We start from the raw sequence: 18,133 nt of genomic DNA, 5'->3' as shown, positions 1-18,133 counted from the left end.
AAGCCTAAGCCGGCGAGCCCGGTACTTCGTTGAGGGACATGGGCTGTGCGCTCCCCGCCGCGACCTTACGCTCTGTCGCGAGGTATGGCTTGAACACGGGATCCCCGCTGCGGAGATCGACCGGGCTGTGGCCTTCCAGGGCCGCTGGGGAGGTTGCCCTGCTCTTCCGTCCCGCACACCTGCTGAGCGCTTTACTTCGCCGTCGGGGCCAACTGCAGCGCTGAGTCTCACGGATGTGAGGCTCACAACTGCAGTTGGCCTTCTACGGCGGGCAGACTGCGCACATGCAGCTCCCCACCGAAGCCGTTGCCGCCACCGTGCTGATCGAGGTCGTGAGGATCTCCGCCCTCCCGACCAAGCGGGGCGCCCCGTATCCCGGCAGGGCGGTCGCCCACTGGGCCGGGAGCGAGGCCACCGACGCTCTGACCTTGATCGAGAACCTGCCCGGCAGCGAACAACACCGCTGCGGCTTCTCGCCAGGCTGGAGCGTCCGGGCGTACGAGGACTCGCTCGACCTGGCGCTGTTCGAAGCGGCGTTCTGCTTTAGGTGCCACGAGGTCCGCATGCACGGAACGGCCGTGCCACCCGCGCTGGCCACGCAGTTCTTCGACGCCGACACCCCATCGGCCCAGGCCCTCCTGGCCCTCTTCCGTGCGACGACCCCATACCCAGCCGACCGGACGAGCGGGTTCGCGTAGCCCTCGGACGTCTACTTCCCAGACATCGCTGCAGCTCAGAGGCTTCCGAACTTAGCGCTCTAGTTGGCCTTACGTTCCTGGGACGGGATGGCAGAGCCCTTCGTATGGTTGCGCCGCCCGGGGGTGCCGGGTGTGGCTTCTAGTTGGCTGCCACCCGTGGCTGCAATGGCTTGGCCGCCCGGCTTCCCCACGACGACCCGGCCGCCAGATTGGGAAGTGCGACAAAGATCGCTGCGTAAGGCCATGCCGGCGAGGTCGTCTGCGGCAGACCTGCACGCACGATCGTCTGGAGCACGATGAACCGGATCTGGGCCGGAATCGACAGTGGCAAGACCCACCACCACTGCGTCGTCATCAACCAGGACGGGGCGAAACTGCTGTCCCGGCGGGTGCCGAACGGAGAACCTGAGTTACTCCAGCTCCTCCAAGACGTCCTCGCCCTGGCCGACCACGTCACCTGGGCCGTCGACATGGCCGGTGGGGAACCCGCACTGCTCCTGGCCCTGCTCACCGGCCACGACCAGGAGCTCCTCTACATCCCCGGCCGCGTCGTCAACCGGGCCAGTGACGGATACCGCGGCGAGGGGAAGACCGACGCCCGCGACGCGCTCGTGATCGCCGATCAGGCCCGCATCCGCCGCGACCTCAAGCCGATGCGGCCCACCGATGAGGCCACTATCGAGCTGAAGATCCTCACCAGCCGCCGCACGGATCTCGTCCGTGACCGGACCCGGGCGATCAACCGTCTGCGCTCCACGCTGACCGGCATGTTCCCCGCACTGGAACGAGCTCTCGTCCTCACCAGCACCGGCCCGCTCATCCTCCTTGACGGCTACCAGACCCCGGCCGCGATCCGACGCATGGGCACCACCCGACTGACCCGCTGGCTCCGCGCTCGAGGCGTCCGCAGTCCGGAGGAGCTCGCGACGACGGCAATCGAGACCGCCGAACAGCAACACACCGCAGTCCCTGGCGAGGCGGTCATCGCCCAGCTGGTGCGGACCCTTGCCGCGGACGTGCGGGTGCTAAACGAAAAGGTCGCGGAGGTCGACCGGCTCATCGAGGACCGCTTCCGCGCACACGACCTCGCCGAGATCATCACGAGCATGCCCGGCATCGGACCTCTCCTCGGCGCCGAGTTCCTCGCCGGAGTCGGCAGCGACCTCACCTTCTTCGCGACCCCGGACCGGCTGGCCGCGTTCGCTGGTCTTGCGCCGGCGCCGCACGACTCGGGGAAGAAGAGCGGCACCCTCCACCGTCCCCGCCACTCCCACCGCGGCCTCCAGCGGGTCTTCTACATGTCCGCGCTGACCAGCGTCCGCTACGACCCGAACTCCCGGGCCTTCTACGACCGCAAACGATCCGAGGGGAAACGCCATACCCAGGCCGTGATCGCCCTCGCCCGACGCCGCGTCAATGTCCTCTGGGCCCTCATCCGTGACCGGCGGCTCTACGAAGTTGCACCGCCACCGGCCACGCTGCACTGACCCGGCCCGAAGCCATGGTGGTGTCTTCAAGGCGCCAAGAACGAACGGAGTAGGCGGGCATCTCGTGGGCGCTCAGGCCGACGCCGGGGAAGGGGTCATGTCGTACTCATCGACGTCCAGAAGCGCGCCAGTAGCGGCAAGAAAGGTGATCGCTTCGCGGTCGAGCGCCCAGCCGAAGAGGTTGTGCTTGTCCCTATCCTGCGGCTGCCCGGCCTCGTCCTGCTGCTCGGTGTCATTGAAGTAGCGCACCACCTCCAGCCGGGCTTCGAGGTACGGCTCGTCTTCGCCGTCTGCACTGTTGTACTGCTTCATGAGCTCGGCTATGCGGTCGGTCTGTGGCCGGAGACGGCCCAGGACGTGCGCGATCTGTTCGTCCACGCACAGGCCCGGTTCCCTGCACACGACCTTCCAGATCTGACAGAACGGATTCGCCGGGTCAACAGGGAGACGGCGCGGGTTGACCACTCTCGTCTCATCAGGCTCGATACCCAGCGCATCAGTTATCTCCTGCGCGGTAATGCTTCGGCTGGACAGAGCGAAGTAGACGTACTGGTGGAGAGGCATCCCCGGAGAATACGCGGTCACCCTTCATCCCCACTCGCCTGACTGTGAGTGAGTCCCGACGCCCAGTGGGGTCATGGGCAAGACATCTGAGGAACGACTCCACTACCCGCAGCGGACTCCCGAGCTGTTTGACTTCTCCGTTGGGAAGCCAGACGGGCCAACTGCCGCGCCCAGTCACCCCGGATGAGGTCGGGTAACCAGAGACCACTGCTGATCTCCGGCTACCCGACCACAGCAGGCGCTGGGGCGAGGGGAGGTTCGGCGACGAGTACGGGGCGTAGTCTGGCCATCCCGGCCGCCCCGCTCAGCCCGACGGGCCCCGGATCAGGCTCGGATCAAGGCCATCTCTACCATCACGGCATGACCGACGTATCAGCCCTGGCCCCGTTCCACCTGGACGAACACAGTGAGGCCGACAGCTCCCACTGCCTCTATCTGTTCGACGGTGCCATGGAGCAGGTGGCCGACGTCTTCGAAGAACACAACGCCGAATCCCATGGTTACGGCTGGGAAGGCCTGGCCCGGTCACTGGCCCACTCCCACATGCCCGAAAACGGCAACGAGCTCCAATTTTTTGGATCAGAGGCCGGCACCTTCGTGGTCACAAGCCCTGACCTCGAGGCCCTCACGGAGCCGGCCGTCCTTCTGCACTCCGCCTTCCACAACCGCGAACTCCTCAGCCACTACATCCAGACGGCCGACCCTCGCTTCCTCGACCGAGAGAACCCGTGAGCGGGGCCAGGACAGACCGCAACCCGGGGCCGCCTCAAGCCGTTCCGAAAGCCGTGAGGCGACTGCACTCCTTCGCTGACGGACAACTCTCGCCCGGGCGTAACGCTGATCCCCGGCTCTCAGGGCGAAGACATGCCATCGTCGCTCCGAAGGAGATCGATCAAGGCGTCCCGTGTCTTCACCAACTGTCGAGCAGGCTCAACGAGGGCGGCACCGTTTCCTGAGCGCCCAACTTCGGCGACCAGATGGCAGACCGGGGCAATCTACCCCTCCAGCATCGTGATCAAGTTGAACGTGCTGCGGGGGCCAACGATGCGGGCGCCCGTGCCTTGCCGTCGGACCTGACCGATGAGGTCGTCGATGCGATCCGCGACCCCCTGCATGTCTCCAAATACACGTTTCCTAGGAGCGTGAGGGCGACTCCGGCAGGCGCGGATGCCACGGGGATCAACTGCCCTGCTATGTCCGTCACAGCTGGAGTGTGGCAGCACCCAGCACCCAGCACCCAGCAGGGAGCAGGGAGCAGGGAGCAGGGAGCATAAGCCGAGACTGGGCGTCACACAGCAGAGTCCCCGATTCCATGGTCCGGAAGAGCTCCGTGGCGGTCGCAGAGGCAGTTGCGCGTCGTGTCTGGACGGCGTGGGGCGGCGAGCGGGGCGTAGAGGTCAAGCACCACCACATCGAGCATCCGGTGCTGTCGGCCGCCGGCTGAGGTGGTCGAGCAACCCGGAATCGACGTTCCGAAGCTGAGGGCGCAGGCCCTACGAAGGCGTGGCGGATCCCACCCCGGACGCCGGGGTGGGATCCGTTCTCGTCCGTGTGGTGAGGTCCTCCAGCGGTCGTTGGGGGGCTATGACCCGGGGATGAGTGAGCCGTTCGCCTCGGGCGAGGACCATCCGGCGTGTGGGATCTACCCCTCGAAGCGGCTGCCGCGCGAGGCTTTGGGGTCTACGTACCGGCCCGGCCGGGAGGGCCCGTTCGACCCGGCCGACGGGTGGCGGTAAACCGCCGACGGAACCCCGGCCTGTGTCCACCCGCACGAGCTCGGGGTCGAGGCGGACCGGATCGCGCCGCCGCCCAAACCGATCGCGCCGGACGACGAGACGGCCGCTACTCCGAGGCCGCGAAGGCGATGGCCGCCGTCTTTCCTCGCTCGGCAATGCCGATCTCGGCGTATGGGACCTCGAGGACCTGATGGCGGCGCTCCGTCTCGGGTGCATCGATCCAGAACCTCGGGTTCACCGGACCGAAGGCGGTGCGGTAGGACTGGTGGGTGAAGTCGCCGTGGACCCAGGTTCCGCCGGACATCCCGTCCTCCATGTCGGTGGCGTGGACGAAGAGGATGCCGGTGCGCCGCTGGATCCGGGTCATGACGGTGAACTGGGCAATCAGGGCGTGCGAAATGACGACCACGGCCACCGCCAGAGCGAGCTCGGCGGCCTTCTCGTCCAGACGCTCAGCTCGTACATCGCGGACTTCAGCGCCATGGCCCGCATGGTCTCGATGCACAGGGCCGGCGCATCGACGAGGGCGTCGTAGTAGTCAATGTCTTGCTCGACATCCCGACCACTGGCCGGATCTACGCGAAGCGATCATGCGGATCGCCCACATCCAGTCCGTGATCCGGGCCGATCAGGGCGATGTCGCGGTACCGACCGGCGCTGCGGGGACAACCAGGCGCCGGGGCAGCTTGTACGCGCCGCCGCAGAGCCGGCACTGCGCGGTGTAGAGGGCGGCGGCCGCCTCGACTCCTCGCGGTCCGGGGAACCCCGCCGGTTCGTCCGCAGGGGTGGAACTCCGCCCTCGGAGGGCTTAGCGCGGCCCGCGCCTCGGACGTCCGGCGCACGTTCGGCACAAAGCTGCTGCCTGCTCGTTTCGGCGCGACTCGGAGGTCCGTACGCCCATGACCCACTCACACCCCAGCGCACCCGAAGGGCGTCGCCGCTCCGTCCGGCACCGCGGACGGTCGGCGCGGATGGTGGCAGCCGCGTCCGCTGCCGCCCTGGCGCTGGTCCTCGCGCTGCCCGGCACCGCACTCGCGGCCCCAGGGGACCTGGACCCCGCGTTCGCCGGCTCCGGGAAGGTCCAGACGTACTTCCCCGACGACGGGGGGCCGTGGGACTACGCGGAGGGTCTGGACGTCGCCCGGCAGGGCGACGGGAAGCTGGTCGTGGCCGGCCGTGTCACGGGGCCGGGCGTCCCCTTCGACATGGCGCTGATCCGGTACAACGCCAACGGCAGTGTCGATTCCGGATTCGGCGGCGGCGACGGTCGGGTGACCAGTGACTTCGGGGGCGACGACCAGGCCGAGGCGGTGGCGGTTCAGCCCTCCGACGGGAAGATCGTGGTCGCCGGCCGTACGGAGGTCATGGAGGAGGGCGGGGGCTGCTGCATCTTCTCCGTCGCCCGCTACAACACGGACGGCTCCCTCGACCAGAGCTTCGGCTCGGGCGGCCTGGTCCGCGTCGAGTCGTTCGGCAGCGCCTCGGGCGCCTCCGACCTGGTCGTCCAGCCGGACGGAAGGATCCTCGCGGTCGGCCTCAGCGGCGGGGCGGGCTTCGCGCTGGCCCGCCTCAACGTGGACGGCACTGCGGACCCGTCGTTCGGCGGGGACGGCACGGTGGTGGCGGGCTTCGCTCCCACCTTCCCCGGGGAGGCGGGCGGCCAGGCCACCGGCCTGGCGCTCCAGCCGGACGGCAGGTTCGTCGCCGTCGGCTACGTGGGCAGTACCGCTTTCGACTTCGGAGTGGCCCGCTACCTGTCCAACGGCAGCCTCGACACATCCTTCAGCGGCGACGGTATGGCCACCGCGGACTTCGGCGGTACGGACTTCGGCCGCGCCGTGGCGGTCCAGTCCGACGGCGCGGTCGTCGCCGCCGGGTCGGCCAACACCGGTTTCGCGCTGGCCCGGTTCACCGCCGGCGGCACTCCCGACCCCGCCTTCGGCACCGGCGGCCGGGTCACCACCGTCTGGCCCCTCAGCACGGCGATGGCCTACGACATGGCGCTCCAGCAGGACGGGAAGATCCTCGTCGGCGGCACGGCAGACGACCCGGACAGCCAGGAGGCCTCGGACTTCGCCCTCGCCCGCTACCTGCCGAGCGGCAGTCTGGACACCGGCTTCGGCGGCGGTGACGGCCGGGTGTACACCGGCATGCTGGGCGGTGAGGAGATTCGGGGACTGCTCGTGCAGCCCGACGGGAAGACCGTGGCCGCGGGCCTGGCCGGGCTGGGCGCCTTCGGCATCGCCCGCTACGAAGGCGGCGGCGGCACCCCGCCTCCGCCTCCGGCCGCCGACCTTTCGGTGACGAACACCGGAACGACGACCGTGAGCATCGGCGACCAGGCCTCGTACACCGTACGGGTCTCCAGCGCCGCGACGTCCACCGTGACCGCGACCGGCGTGACGCTCACCGACACCCTCTCGGGGGCCGGCGGCACCCTCCTGTCGGCCGTTCCGTCCCAGGGCACCTGTACGACATCGGCGACCGGGGCCACCTGCGCCCTCGGCAGCCTCGCACCGGGTGCGAGCGCCACGGTCACGGTGACGGCCGAACCGCGTGCCACCGGCACCCTGACGAACAGCGCCTCCGCCACCGCCCTGCCCCAGGACCCGAACCCGGCCAACAACAGCGCCGGCGCGTCGACCTCGGTGAACAACTCCCGCGGCTGCACGATCATCGGCACCAGCGGTACGGACACCCTCAACGGTGGCTACTCCAACGACGTCATCTGCGCCCTCAGCGGCAACGACACCGTCCGCGCGAGCTACGGCAACGACACCGTCCACGGCGGGCCCGGCAACGACAACATCGACGGGGGCTTCGGCGACGACACCCTGGGCGGCGGACCGGGCAACGACACCCTCACGGGCTACTACGGCAACGACCGCCTGACCACCACCGACGGTGTCAGCGCCAACGACACCGCCAACGGCGGCATGGGCACCGACACCTGCACCACCGACGCGGGCGACACCCGCATCAGCTGCCCCTGACATGACGCTCGGGAGGGGTTCCCCCTCCCGACTGGGCGGTCCGTCAGATCCATGACCCCGAAGGAGCGGCAGATGACCGACACGACGATGCTCGACCTCGGACCGCAATGCCGGATCGTGGCCCGACTCGCGGCGGGCGTCACCGAAGCCCGGCTCGCCGACCCGACGCCCTGCCCCGCGTACGCGGTCGGCAACCTGCTGGGCCACCTCACCGGCCTGGCCGTCGCGTTCCGCGACGCCGCCCGCAAGGACCTGGGCCCCACCACGAACACGGACCCCGGCACAGCCCTCCCCTCCCTCCCCGCCGGCTGGCGCGAGGAACTGCCCCGGATCCTCGGCGAGCTGGCCGAGGCCTGGACGGATCCGGCCGCCTGGACCGGCACGACCCGTGCGGGCGGGGTGGACCTCCCTGGCGAGATCGCGGGCCTGGTGGCCGTCAACGAACTGGTCATCCACGGCTGGGACCTGGCCCGGGCCACCGGCCAGGAGTACGCACCCGATCAGGCCGCGCTGCAGACCTCGTACGGGTTCCTGCTGGCATCGGTGGAGGAAGAGGGGGACAACGGGGGCATCTTCGGCCCCGCCGTCCCCGTACCGGACGAGGCCCCGCTGCTGGACCGGGCGGTCGGGCTGAGCGGGCGCGATCCGTCCTGGCCGAGCGGTACGGGGTGATGGACACGGAGACTGCCCTCAAGTTGTTAAGTGAGCATTTGATTCTCGGTTGTCTGTTTCATCTGGGGTCAGGTGTCGCGTTGGACGATTTCGAGGTCGATGCCGCGGGTGGCGGGCTGCGAGGTGGTCGATGAGGTGGGTGCCGGCGGCGGATTCGTGGACGCTGGCGGCGGTGACGAGGACGGCCAGGAGGAGGCCGAGGGGGTCGGTGGCGATGTGCCGTTTGCGGCCGATGATCTTTTTCGCGGGGTCGATGCCCTGATCGGCGAGGTGGACGGTGGCTGAGGTCTTGATGCTTTGGGAGTTGAGCGGGCAGGCGGTGGGCTCAGGTTCACGGCCTTCGGCCTGGCGGAGCAGGCTGCGCAGGAGGCCGTTGAGGCGGTCGAAGACGCCGTCGTTTTGCCAGTGGGCGAAGTAGCCGTAGACGCTCTGCCAGGGTGGGAAGTCGTGCGGTAGGTAGCGCCAGGGGACTCCGGCGCTTGCAGCTGTCAGAGAGGGCGTGTGAGATGGCATTCCCCGAAAACACCGTCGCTACCAGCTCGTTGAGACTCTCCATGCTCACATGGAGGATTGCACCTGGACCAGCGGCGCCGCCCTGTGGCGGACCAGCTACCGCGTCGATGCCCGAAGGCCTGGTCCGCGACGCGATGCTTGACTCCCCGGCCTCGCCCGACATGGCTGCCGCGACCGGCTGAAAGGCCAGACCGGGCCTGAAGGAGGGGTTCGGCCCTTCGTGGTCGGCCGGTCACCGTACGCGTAGGCGGCCTCGGGTACAGGAGAGCACTCCGGATCCCACTCCGGGCTGCTCTCCTGCTCGGAGCCCCCATCGTCGTAGCCACCGTCTCCGGGACCCCGGCGAACGTTCGCGAAGCCGAGAACCTCTACGTTCGGCTCACCGGGGGTTCGCCGGAGCCGGCAGGGGCCGCTCGACAGAAAGAGGCCCGAGATATGGACGAGTCAAGGACGGGTACGTGGACGTCACAAGGGCCTCCAAGGGCTGTCCCGTCACTGGGCGGTCCTCCCTTGCCGATCCGGGATCGGACCGTGTCGGTGGCTGGTGGCAGGATCGGAGGGTGCTGATCAAGGGATACGACGTCGGCCCGTTGGTGGCGGGCGAGTCACTGCTGGCCCGCCTGGGCTTCTGGTCGAACTACCTTCTGTCGATGTGCAGCGACGGGGGGTGTGCTGAGCGGCCGGTTCCGGAGTGGTTTGGTGAGGACGGCGCCGATGCCGATGCCCTGTCCGAGGTCCTCTTCGATCCTGAACGCTGGCCGGTGTTCAGGGTGCCGGCAGAAGAGGATCCCGGAGCTGTGGTGATCTACCGCAACCTGGATGGCGACTACGCCACCGACTACCTCCTGACCCATCCAGGCAGGAGTTGTGTCGAGCAGATCGCCAGCTGGGATGGCGACTTCTCGGGCACTGGGCTGACATGGTGTGAACTGATCCGGATTGCTGATAGCCCGTCCTTTACGGCCGATGGCGTCCATGACACGGCCGTCCGTTTCCTGCTGCTGCTTCCTTTCCTCACCGACCCGGACGTGCCGGAAACAGCATCGTCAAGGATTGCCGCCGCCTTGGGCGTGGTCGGCGCGCCGCAAGACACCGCCTCCATCGCGGCGGAGCACCTGCTGGACCACCTCGCGAGGAGATCCCGACACGACCCCTCGTGGGTATCTCCGCTGAGCGGCAGCTGACAGGCAGGTCGGTCGTCAGTCACTCCATGAAACGATCTTGGTGTGGCTGGTGTGATCACGGCGTTGGAGCCGTCCTGGATAGCCCCGTTCTCGGGGCTGAGCCCGCGTGCCTTCGGGAAGCTGGTCTCGGTTCTGCGGCGCGAGGCGCGGACGCGGTCGTAAGGGCCGGCCCTGGAGCCTTTCACTGGAGGACCGGGTACTGCTGGTCGCGGCGTACTGGCGCACCGGCGGCCCCTCATGCGTCGCACCCCACCGTCCGACGAACTCCCCAAGGGCGCGGCGCTGCTGTTCCTCGCGGGAGCCCTGCCGCGCGAGGACGTCGCGGTCGATGTACGGGGCGACGGCGGCGAGGACCAGGTGCTGGAGTTCGTCCGGCTCCAGGGCTTCGACCTCCCACTGAGCCTTTTCCAACCTCACGCTGATGCGTGGTGAAGGACGAGGACTGCCTTCACCACGTCGGTGATTCGGTTGGTGCTGCAGCGGAGCTTCCGCAGGAGGCGCCAGCTCTTGAGGGTGGCCGTGGCCTGCTCGCCGAGGCAGCGGATCTTGGCGTGGGTGGTGTTGTGGCGACGCTTCCATCGCTTGAGGCGGCGGCCCCGAAACGGAACCCGGACGGATCCGCCGGCGCCCTGGTATGCCTTGTCCGCCCAGCATTTGAGCCCCGCATCGGCGAGGGCGGGGCGAGGGCGGCCAGGGCCTCGACGGCTTCACGTATGTAGCGGTACACCGTCGCGATCCCGATGCCGAACCCGGCGGCGAGCTGGGCGTAAGTGTCACCGCACCGCAGGTGGGCCAGGGCGAGCAGGGCCTGACGTCCGGCAGGAAGGCGCCGCCACCGCGTTCCGATCTCCTGCCGCCGGGCTGTCAGTTGCCTGGTCAGGAACCGCAAAGTGCGGCCGGACAGATCAATCGAGGACGGGTAGACAAGCACGCGAAGCTCCTGGCGGACACGGGTGATCTTGGTCGAGAACCCGTCTACCAGGAGCTTCGTCGTTCCGCAGGACAGTCCAACTCGTGGTCAGCACCGCCAGCTCGAAAAGGGCTCAGTGACTTCGAGGCTGAAGTCAGGGGCGGGCCTGGGGTCTCTCCCGTAGGGGACCCGCGGAGACTGCCGACCACCGCCCTCCCCCCAGGGATCATCCCCATGCCGCCACGACACGTCTACGCCAGCCCCGCAGAAGGCGGTCGGACGGACCGCCGTAGACACGGTGGGCCGCCAGAGACGTCATCCAGGACCAACTGCCCCCTGGGCGCCTGTCAGCGCGTCGACCGTCTCCACGTGCTCGACGCGCTTCCTCGGCACCGACAGATGCCCCTCACGCATGTGGAACGCCTTTGCCGCCCGCAGGTTGAGCTTCCACTTGTGTCCTGCGTGCGCTTCTCCGGCCGCTCGTCCTCACCGGCTGGTTCGAGTCCGAGGGCGTTCTCCAGCAGCCACTGCTGCGCGGGCAGCAGAGCATCCCAGCAGAACCGGCACCCCTGGGCCCACCGCCCCAAGTCCTCGCCCTGGACCACGACCTCCCCGGCCCCCAACGGCACGCGGCCGCCGTTCTTCAGATGGTTCTGCACGAGCCGAAAGCAGCGCTGCCAGCCGGCGTCCCATGTCGGGCACCAGCCGGGGTCGAGCTCGGCCAGTGCATCCCGCAGCACCCGGGCGAGTTGCGACACCGGGTGCGCCAGCAGCTCGTACCGCCCGTGCATGGCGGTCGCCGACTGGAGCCCGTACTTCGCTCACACCCTGCCCGGTAGGTGTGCACGAGCTTCTCCAGCCGGGCCAGGTACGCCTTCCGTTCCCTTTCCAGGCCCGCAGCCTGACCTCGCATGCCCGGCGGAGCTTCACATTCGGAGCACCTCACCGGTCTGGTCTGGGAGGCTGTTGCATCCACACAGGGGCGTGTTGTCCGGTGACGGCATGGAAGGCGCTGTCGGTGACGGGCGCATCGAGGGCGTAGCACCGGCGCAGCAGATCGACGATCACCCCGAGGATTCCCTGTGCTTCCGCAGGCAGTAATCGGCCGAGCAAAAGCCCCTCTCCCAAGGCAGACACAGCTTCATGGAGCCGTCCGGCTTCCACCAGTACCTCTCCAGAAGCGGCTAGGGTCTGGACGCAGTCGCGCAAGTAGGCGTCGCGGTTGAGGCCGACCAGTGCGCGGTGGGCGTCGACAGCTTCCTGGGAGACGGATACCGCTTCTTCCCACCGTCCTGCCCTCATCATCAGACCTACGAGGTTGCGCAAGGACCTCGCCAGGTCGGGCAGATAGCCGTCGCGGTTGAGGTCGGCCAGTTCCCGGTAAATGTCGATCGCTTCCTGGGAGGCAGCCAGGGCTTCATTGGGTCGCCCGGCATTGGCCAGCAGAGCCGCGTGGTTTCTGACCGAGACCGCCAGGTCGGGGAGGTAGGCGTCGCGATTGCGGTCGGTCAGCTCCCGGCGTAGTGCGAGTGCTTCCTGGGATGCGGCCAGGGCTTCATTGGGTCGCCCGGCATCGGCCAGCCGGGCCGTGTGGTTATTGATCGACACCGCCAGGTCGGGAAGGTAGGCGTCGCGATTGCGGTCGGCCAATTCCCGCCCCATTTCGAGTGCTTTCTGGGAGGCGGCCATGGCTTCATTCCGGCGCCCTACCTGGGCCAAGCGAACAGCGTGGCCGCTAACCGACCTCGCCAGGTCGGGCAGGTGGGCGTCGCGGTTGAGGGCGACTAATTCCCGGCGTAGCGCAAGGGCTTCCTGGGATGCGGCCAGGGCTTCATTGGGTCGCCCGGCATGGGCCAGCAGGGTCGCGTAGTTGTAGATCGACATCGCCAAGTCGGGTAGGTGGGCGTCGTGGTTGAGAGCGACGAGTTCCCGGCGTAGTTTGAGTGCTTCCCGGGAGACGGCGAGTGCTGCAGCCCTTTGCCCCACCTGGGCCAGGCGGATGGCGTGGTTATGGACCGACATTGCCAGGTCGGGGAGGTGGGCGGCGCGGTTGATATCGGCCAGTTCCCGGTAGGTGTCAACGGCTTCCTGGGATAGAGGGAGCGCGTCCTTGTGCCTTCCTGCCTCTGCCAGCCGGTTCGCATGGTTAGTCACCGAGGCGGCCAGGTCCGGGAGGTGGGCGTCACGGTTGAGGCCAGCCAGTTCCCGGCGTAGATCGACGGCATCCTGGGAGACGGGCACTGCTTCGGCCAATCGGCCTGCCTCCGCCAAGCAGACGGCGTGGTTGTGGATCGAGCCACCCAGCTCGGGAAGGTGGGTGTTGCGGTTGAGGGCGACTAGTTCCCGGCACAGTTCGACTGCTTCCTGGGAGGCGACCAGGGCTTCACCCCGCCGCCCGGCGTCGGCCAATAGGGCCGCGTAGGTGGTGACCGAGCCACCCAGCTCGGGAAGGTGGGCCTTGCGGTTGAGGTCGGTCAGTTCCCGGCAAATGTCGATCGCTTCCTGGGAGACGGCGAGTGCTGCAGCCCTTTGCCCCACCTGGGCCAGGCGGATGGCGTGGTTGTGGACCGACATCGCCAGCCCGGCCAGGTATGTGTCGCGGTCGAGGGCGGCCAGTTCCCGATAGGTGTCAACGGCTTCCTGAGACACGGGGACTGCTTCATCCCGCCGCCCCACCTGGGCCAACAGGACGGCGTGGTTGTTCAGCGACACTGCCAGGCTAGGCAGCTGCATGGCGTGGTCGAGATCGGCCAGTTGGCGCCAGATGAGCACGGCCTGGCGGCTGGTGTCCAGAGCTTGGTCGTGGAGTCCCGCGCGGTGAAGGCACGTGGCGAGGTTGTAGTGGAGACGGGCGCGCTCGGCCCGGTCTGCGGTGGTGGCGAGGCGGTGCTCGGCCAGGCGCTGAGCCAGGGCGGCGATCCCCGCATCGAGGTCGATGTGCCGATGAGCGGGAAGGTGCTCCTCAATGGCCGCGAGGAGGTCGAGGGGGATACCCGGCAGGGCAGTGAGAGAGACCAGAGCGGCTCCGCCCGCAGCCAGGGCGAGCTGTGGGCGGGCACGCAGGAGCGGGAAGAGCACATCGCTAGCGATGTCGGGCCACCGGTGTGCGGTCTCGATAAGGGTGGTCAGGGCAGGGTGCACCCATGCCGCTGCGGGGCCGGGGGTGTCACTGGCGCGCGGAAGGAGAAGGCGGGCGGATGCGGCCGTCGCCCAGGGATCGGTGGGGAAGGCAGCCCTGTTGCCGCTCCGCCGTCCGGCCGTAGGGCGGGGGCTGGAGGCGGGGGTAAGCAAACCGATGAAGTCCTCGCCGAGCCGGTCAGGGTACAAGGGCTCCAGCACGGTCTGGTTACCGGGCGGCGGGTAACAGTGGGCGTGGTCCTTGAGGATCTGGCCGGGGGGCTGAGCGGACTCCACCCCGGCCCGGGTGAGCGCGGCCAGGCCGTCCCTGTAGTGCACAGGGCCGGTGAGAGTAGCGAGGTAGACGGCCTGACCCATCGCGTCTGGCTCGGTGAGCAGGGGCGGCTTGGCGCGCGTGAACACCGCCTCCCAGTGCAGGCGTTCACGCGTCAACAGAAACTGCGACACCTCCACCGGTTCCGCCCCCCACCCGCCCGCCCAGAGCGGGGCGCTCCCGGACCGGTCGCCGCCGTTCGTGGTGTCGTGGTCGTGGTCGTGGGCGGCCAGGACCAGGACCAGGGCAGCCATGTGGACCGCGAGGACCAGGTGGTAATCCGGATAGGAGTCCAGTCCGGCGGGGGCAACGATACGGTCGGGGTCCGGCACGCCCAGCAGACCACAGAACCGGTCCCTGGCCTGGTGGAACAGATCCCGCCGGGCCTCTTCCGGATCACATAGGGTCGTCTCCTCCACCGGCGGCAGCAAAAGGTCGTCCGGCTCCACCTCCGGCCGTCCGACGGCCCTGGGGATCTGCTGACACAGGCCACTCCACCACCACCCGGTGGGACGGGCCAACAGGAGCACCCGCACCACCGCCCCGGCCGCAGCGGCGGTATCGGTCAGCAGCTGCAGCAGGTCCGGTACCGCCCACCGCTCCGCATAATCGACCACCACCAGCACTCCCGCCACACCCTCAGTCGGCGGCTGCTCCAGGGCTGCCGGTCCGGCAGGGTCGTCACGATGATGAGCGCGCAGTACCACCCACCCCTGCCCGCCCCACCCCCGTGCGACTTCTGCTGCCAGACGGCTCTTGCCCTGTCCTCCAGGACCATGCAGCAGCCGGACAGCGAAAGGCGGACCTCCCTGCCACTCCAGGAGCTTCTCCAGCTCCCAATGCCGGCCCGTGAACCCCACCACCTCCAACCCCGCCTGCAACAACAGACTCGGTCGGGCCAGGGCCTTCTCAGCTGGGGGAGGTTGTGCCCGTTCCCGCGGCCACACCGACAACCGGTAAGGAGCATCGCCCTGGAAAACGATCTGATTGCCCCCGGCCTGGAAGACACGCGCGAACCACGTTGCCACAGCCTCCTGCCGCACCCTGCGCGCATTCACGGCCCCTCACCCCCTCGCCCGGGCCCCGTCCGGCCACGCCACTCAAGAACCCGCTGGCGGATCCTCATTCCCCGCCACCTGCCGCGCCTTCCCATCCTTTGCGACCGCGAACTGCTTCACCCGGCCCAGCAGCGCCCGATAACGGCTCCGCGAGCGGTGACCCCCCACCTGCACGACCTCACTGTCAGGGCCGGTAGCGCGTGCCCGCTGCACTACTCGCAGGGACCCACCCTCTCCCGTACCAGCCGCCCGGCTCCGCACTTCCCCGAGCACCGCCAAGGCCAGGCCCGCCGCAGTCAAGAAGACCGACACCACACTGGCCACCCACCCCGCCTTCTCCCAGCCCAGCGTCACCAGATAGACAGCCAGCCCCCCAACCGCCACACCAACAACAACCCAGCCCACCAACTTCAACGCAACCGGAGACACCCCTCCATCATCCAGCCCCGGCAAGATCAAAACCAGTAATAGGCAGAAATACCCCCCCAGCAAACCGCCAATCCTCCTGTAGACCGAGCCCTTTTCGAGCTGGCGGTGCTGACCGCGAGTTGGACTGTCCTGCGGAACGACGAAGCTCCTGGTAGACGGGTTCTCGACCAAGATCACCCGTGTCCGCCAGGAGCTTCGCGTGCTTGTCTACCCGTCCTCGATTGATCTGTCCGGCCGCACTTTGCGGTTCCTGACCAGGCAACTGACAGCCCGGCGGCAGGAGATCGGAACGCGGTGGCGGCGCCTTCCTGCCGGACGTCAGGCCCTGCTCGCCCTGGCCCACCTGCGGTGCGGTGACACTTACGCCCAGCTCGCCGCCGGGTTCGGCATCGGGATCGCGACGGTGTACCGCTACATACGTGAAGCCGTCGAGGCCCTGGCCGCCCTCGCCCCGCCCTCGCCGATGCGGGGCTCAAATGCTGGGCGGACAAGGCATACCAGGGCGCCGGCGGATCCGTCCGGGTTCCGTTTCGGGGCCGCCGCCTCAAGCGATGGAAGCGTCGCCACAACACCACCCACGCCAAGATCCGCTGCCTCGGCGAGCAGGCCACGGCCACCCTCAAGAGCTGGCGCCTCCTGCGGAAGCTCCGCTGCAGCACCAACCGAATCACCGACGTGGTGAAGGCAGTCCTCGTCCTTCACCACGCATCAGGTGAGGTTGGAAAAGGCTCACTGCACCGGGTGGCGGGGGTCGAAGCCGTAGCGGCGGGCGAAGGCCGGCCACCTCGGATCGCCGCTTTCCCCCTCGGTCGCCGGGAGCCCGTACGCGTACCAGCTCGTAGGTGAGCAGCACCCGGGGCGCCGAGCTCCAGCAGTCCGTCCGCTCCACCCAGCTCAATGTCCTCGCCGGAGCAGTCGAAGTCGCCAACCATTCTCTGGGGCGCCGCGAGCGTGCGGTTTTAGGTCGGGAGGCCGGCCGCGATGGCGGCGTGGTCGCGGGCGAGGACCGTCATGACACCAGCGAGACACCACCAACAAGCACCGCTGACCAGTAGCACGACGCCCAAACCTGACGAGCCATCAGTGCCGACCCATCAGAGACACCTCCCCACCGTCGGGGCTGTGAGCTTGCACGGGTGTACCGGCCCTCAGGTCGCCATCGGCGGCCTCGACCTCATTGGCGGGAGCGTCGTGGCCATCGACAATGCTCTGGTGCAGCGCGCGGAGAACGAGGAGATGGGTCTGGTGGTCGGATGCGGCGGCGACATGGGGCCGGACGGGCCGCATATCGCACCACCGCCACCGACCACGGCGCTTCCTCGACATCGACGTCCACCCCGTCCAACACCCGCCCGGCGAGCGCGGGTTCACGATCATCCCGAGACGGTGGATCGTCGAGCGCAGCATCGGCCGGCTCATGCACCGCCGACGCCTCGCCCGCGACCACGAACGCCACCCGCACCGCTCCGCCCCGAAGCTGTGATCCACCTCGCCGTGATCGACCTCATGGCCCGCAGACTGGCCGGCGAAGCCACCCCGAACCGGCGCGGGGTGCAATCCGGGACTACACGCGAATCACCGGACCAAACGCTCAGTGAGCCGTCGTCACACCCGTCCCGCCGATGGGGCCGGGGTCGGAGGCGGCGCGCCAGCTGCCGATTCCCTCGACCTGCTTGCCTGCCGGACCCTCACCCGGGGGCCGTGCGCACGGTCATCGTTGTTGCCGATCGTGCGCCCTGGTGAGTCTTCCCGGGAGCTGCTTTGTTCCATCCGGGCCACCCGTTGTCGGAACCGTCTCACCCCGCGTCCCGTTTCGCACTGCCCTGACCTGCGGCCTGATGCGCGTCTTCGGAATCGCCGACACCACAGCCATGAGATACGTCAAGGCAGCCCACCCACACCGCTTCACCAAGGACCCCACCCGAGCGTGACCAGCACTGCACTCCGCTGACTGCGTCGCAGCGGCTCGTTCCGAAGCGCGCCGACCCAGTCACGCGGAAGCGCACGGTTGCTGGCCTAAGGCTTGTCCCGTAACTGCTGGTCACGGGTGAGATGATCTTGATGTGGCTGGTGTGATCACGGCGTCCGAGCCGTCCTGGATAGCCCCGTTCACCGGGATGAGCCCGCGTGCTTTCGGGAAGCTGGTGACCGTGCTACGGCGCGATGGCGCTGATGCGGTTCGCAAGGGCCGGCCGTGGGGCCTGCCGCTGGAGGACCGGGCACTTCTGGTCGCGGCGTACTGGCGCACGAACTTGACGATGCGGCAGATCGCACCGCTCTTCGGGGTCTCAAAGTCGGCGGCGGACCGCATCATCGACCACCTCGGGCCGATGCTCGCGCTCCAGCCCCGCAAGCGGTTCGCCAAGGACACCGTGCTCATCGTGGACGCACCCTGGTACCCACCCGCGACCACACCATCGCCGCGCAGTCGAAGACAT

11 protein-coding genes and 6 pseudogenes are annotated in these 18,133 nt (G+C 68.5%); 12 read left to right on the top strand and 5 right to left on the bottom strand.

Going from position 1 to position 18,133, the window contains the following annotated elements:
• Positions 1 to 284 precede the first annotated feature (284 nt).
• Entirely contained in the window at positions 285 to 698 is a 414-nt protein-coding gene (locus OG247_RS00525) for a hypothetical protein (protein ID WP_327250265.1), read from the top strand.
• A gap of 296 nt (positions 699 to 994) precedes the next feature.
• On the top strand, positions 995 to 2,185 hold the full coding sequence (locus tag OG247_RS00520; protein ID WP_327250264.1) for an IS110 family transposase: 1,191 nt from the start codon (positions 995 to 997) through the stop codon (positions 2,183 to 2,185).
• Between the two features lie 72 nt (positions 2,186 to 2,257).
• Here OG247_RS00520 and OG247_RS00515 read toward each other — a convergent pair whose 3' ends face one another.
• The gene (locus tag OG247_RS00515; protein ID WP_327250263.1) at positions 2,258 to 2,749 is read right to left on the bottom strand and encodes a DUF4279 domain-containing protein; all 492 of its coding nucleotides are present in this window, start codon (positions 2,747 to 2,749) and stop codon (positions 2,258 to 2,260) included.
• A gap of 360 nt (positions 2,750 to 3,109) precedes the next feature.
• On the opposite strand from OG247_RS00515, the gene OG247_RS00510 reads away from it, so the two are divergent.
• Together OG247_RS00510 and OG247_RS00505 are read left to right on the top strand one after the other, a co-directional pair.
• Positions 3,110 to 3,481, top strand: a complete 372-nt coding sequence (locus OG247_RS00510) for an Imm51 family immunity protein (protein ID WP_327250262.1) — start codon at positions 3,110 to 3,112, stop codon at positions 3,479 to 3,481.
• A gap of 580 nt (positions 3,482 to 4,061) precedes the next feature.
• On the top strand, positions 4,062 to 4,193 hold the full coding sequence (locus OG247_RS00505; protein WP_327250261.1) for a hypothetical protein: 132 nt from the start codon (positions 4,062 to 4,064) through the stop codon (positions 4,191 to 4,193).
• A gap of 398 nt (positions 4,194 to 4,591) precedes the next feature.
• Here OG247_RS00505 and OG247_RS00500 read toward each other — a convergent pair whose 3' ends face one another.
• A complete protein-coding gene (locus OG247_RS00500; protein ID WP_327250260.1) occupies positions 4,592 to 4,990 on the bottom strand; it encodes a hypothetical protein in 399 nt (132 codons plus the stop codon).
• 466 nt (positions 4,991 to 5,456) lie between these two features.
• Between OG247_RS00500 and OG247_RS00495 the strand changes: the two genes are divergently transcribed.
• On the top strand, positions 5,457 to 7,478 hold the full coding sequence (locus tag OG247_RS00495; RefSeq protein ID WP_327250259.1) for a calcium-binding protein: 2,022 nt from the start codon (positions 5,457 to 5,459) through the stop codon (positions 7,476 to 7,478).
• Between the two features lie 72 nt (positions 7,479 to 7,550).
• Positions 7,551 to 8,150, top strand: coding sequence for a TIGR03086 family metal-binding protein (locus OG247_RS00490; protein WP_327250258.1), 600 nt, complete (start codon positions 7,551 to 7,553; stop codon positions 8,148 to 8,150).
• A gap of 102 nt (positions 8,151 to 8,252) precedes the next feature.
• On the opposite strand, the pseudogene OG247_RS00485 reads toward OG247_RS00490, so the two are convergent.
• A pseudogene (locus OG247_RS00485) lies at positions 8,253 to 8,624 on the bottom strand (transposase); the annotation flags it as partial.
• Between the two features lie 599 nt (positions 8,625 to 9,223).
• On the opposite strand from OG247_RS00485, the gene OG247_RS00480 reads away from it, so the two are divergent.
• The 3 genes and pseudogenes from OG247_RS00480 (at position 9,224) to OG247_RS00470 (ending at position 10,279) form a co-directional block, all read left to right on the top strand.
• Complete coding sequence (locus tag OG247_RS00480; protein WP_327250257.1) at positions 9,224 to 9,847, top strand: hypothetical protein; 624 nt, start codon at positions 9,224 to 9,226, stop codon at positions 9,845 to 9,847.
• 42 nt (positions 9,848 to 9,889) lie between these two features.
• A pseudogene (locus OG247_RS00475) lies at positions 9,890 to 10,073 on the top strand (IS5/IS1182 family transposase); the annotation flags it as partial.
• Between the two features lie 11 nt (positions 10,074 to 10,084).
• Positions 10,085 to 10,279, top strand: coding sequence for a hypothetical protein (locus OG247_RS00470; protein ID WP_327257821.1), 195 nt, complete (start codon positions 10,085 to 10,087; stop codon positions 10,277 to 10,279).
• Here the strand turns inward: OG247_RS00470 and OG247_RS00465 are convergent.
• Both OG247_RS00465 and OG247_RS00460 read right to left on the bottom strand, forming a co-directional pair.
• Positions 10,261 to 10,778: pseudogene (locus tag OG247_RS00465) on the bottom strand (transposase family protein). The gene OG247_RS00470 and the pseudogene OG247_RS00465 sit on opposite strands and share 19 nt — an antisense overlap.
• A gap of 921 nt (positions 10,779 to 11,699) precedes the next feature.
• Entirely contained in the window at positions 11,700 to 14,834 is a 3,135-nt protein-coding gene (locus OG247_RS00460; RefSeq protein ID WP_327250256.1) for a tetratricopeptide repeat protein, read from the bottom strand.
• A 1,060-nt stretch (positions 14,835 to 15,894) separates the two neighbouring features.
• Here OG247_RS00460 and OG247_RS00455 point away from each other — a divergent pair.
• From OG247_RS00455 to OG247_RS00445, 3 pseudogenes are all read left to right on the top strand, one after another.
• Positions 15,895 to 16,412 (top strand): annotated as a pseudogene (locus OG247_RS00455) (transposase family protein); the annotation flags it as partial.
• Positions 16,413 to 16,981: 569 nt separating this feature from the next.
• Positions 16,982 to 17,237: pseudogene (locus OG247_RS00450) on the top strand (transposase); the annotation flags it as partial.
• 521 nt (positions 17,238 to 17,758) lie between these two features.
• Positions 17,759 to 18,129 (top strand): annotated as a pseudogene (locus tag OG247_RS00445) (helix-turn-helix domain-containing protein); the annotation flags it as partial.
• Positions 18,130 to 18,133: the final 4 nt, after the last annotated feature.

Origin of the sequence: Streptomyces sp. NBC_01244, assembly GCF_035987325.1 — a bacterium.
Lineage (GTDB): Bacteria > Actinomycetota > Actinomycetes > Streptomycetales > Streptomycetaceae > Streptomyces.
This window is presented reverse-complemented; position numbering and strand designations above follow the sequence as displayed.

Bases quoted from the DNA above. Each gene is read 5' to 3' on its own strand.
- OG247_RS00470 (WP_327257821.1), top strand. From the start codon at position 10,085: ATGCGTCGCACCCCACCGTCCGACGAACTCCCCAAGGGCGCGGCGCTG.
- OG247_RS00505 (WP_327250261.1), top strand. From the start codon at position 4,062: ATGGTCCGGAAGAGCTCCGTGGCGGTCGCAGAGGCAGTTGCGCGTCGT.
- OG247_RS00525 (WP_327250265.1), top strand. From the start codon at position 285: ATGCAGCTCCCCACCGAAGCCGTTGCCGCCACCGTGCTGATCGAGGTC.
- OG247_RS00520 (WP_327250264.1), top strand. From the start codon at position 995: ATGAACCGGATCTGGGCCGGAATCGACAGTGGCAAGACCCACCACCAC.
- OG247_RS00495 (WP_327250259.1), top strand. From the start codon at position 5,457: ATGGTGGCAGCCGCGTCCGCTGCCGCCCTGGCGCTGGTCCTCGCGCTG.
- OG247_RS00510 (WP_327250262.1), top strand. From the start codon at position 3,110: ATGACCGACGTATCAGCCCTGGCCCCGTTCCACCTGGACGAACACAGT.
- OG247_RS00515 (WP_327250263.1), bottom strand. From the start codon at position 2,749: ATGCCTCTCCACCAGTACGTCTACTTCGCTCTGTCCAGCCGAAGCATT.
- OG247_RS00490 (WP_327250258.1), top strand. From the start codon at position 7,551: ATGACCGACACGACGATGCTCGACCTCGGACCGCAATGCCGGATCGTG.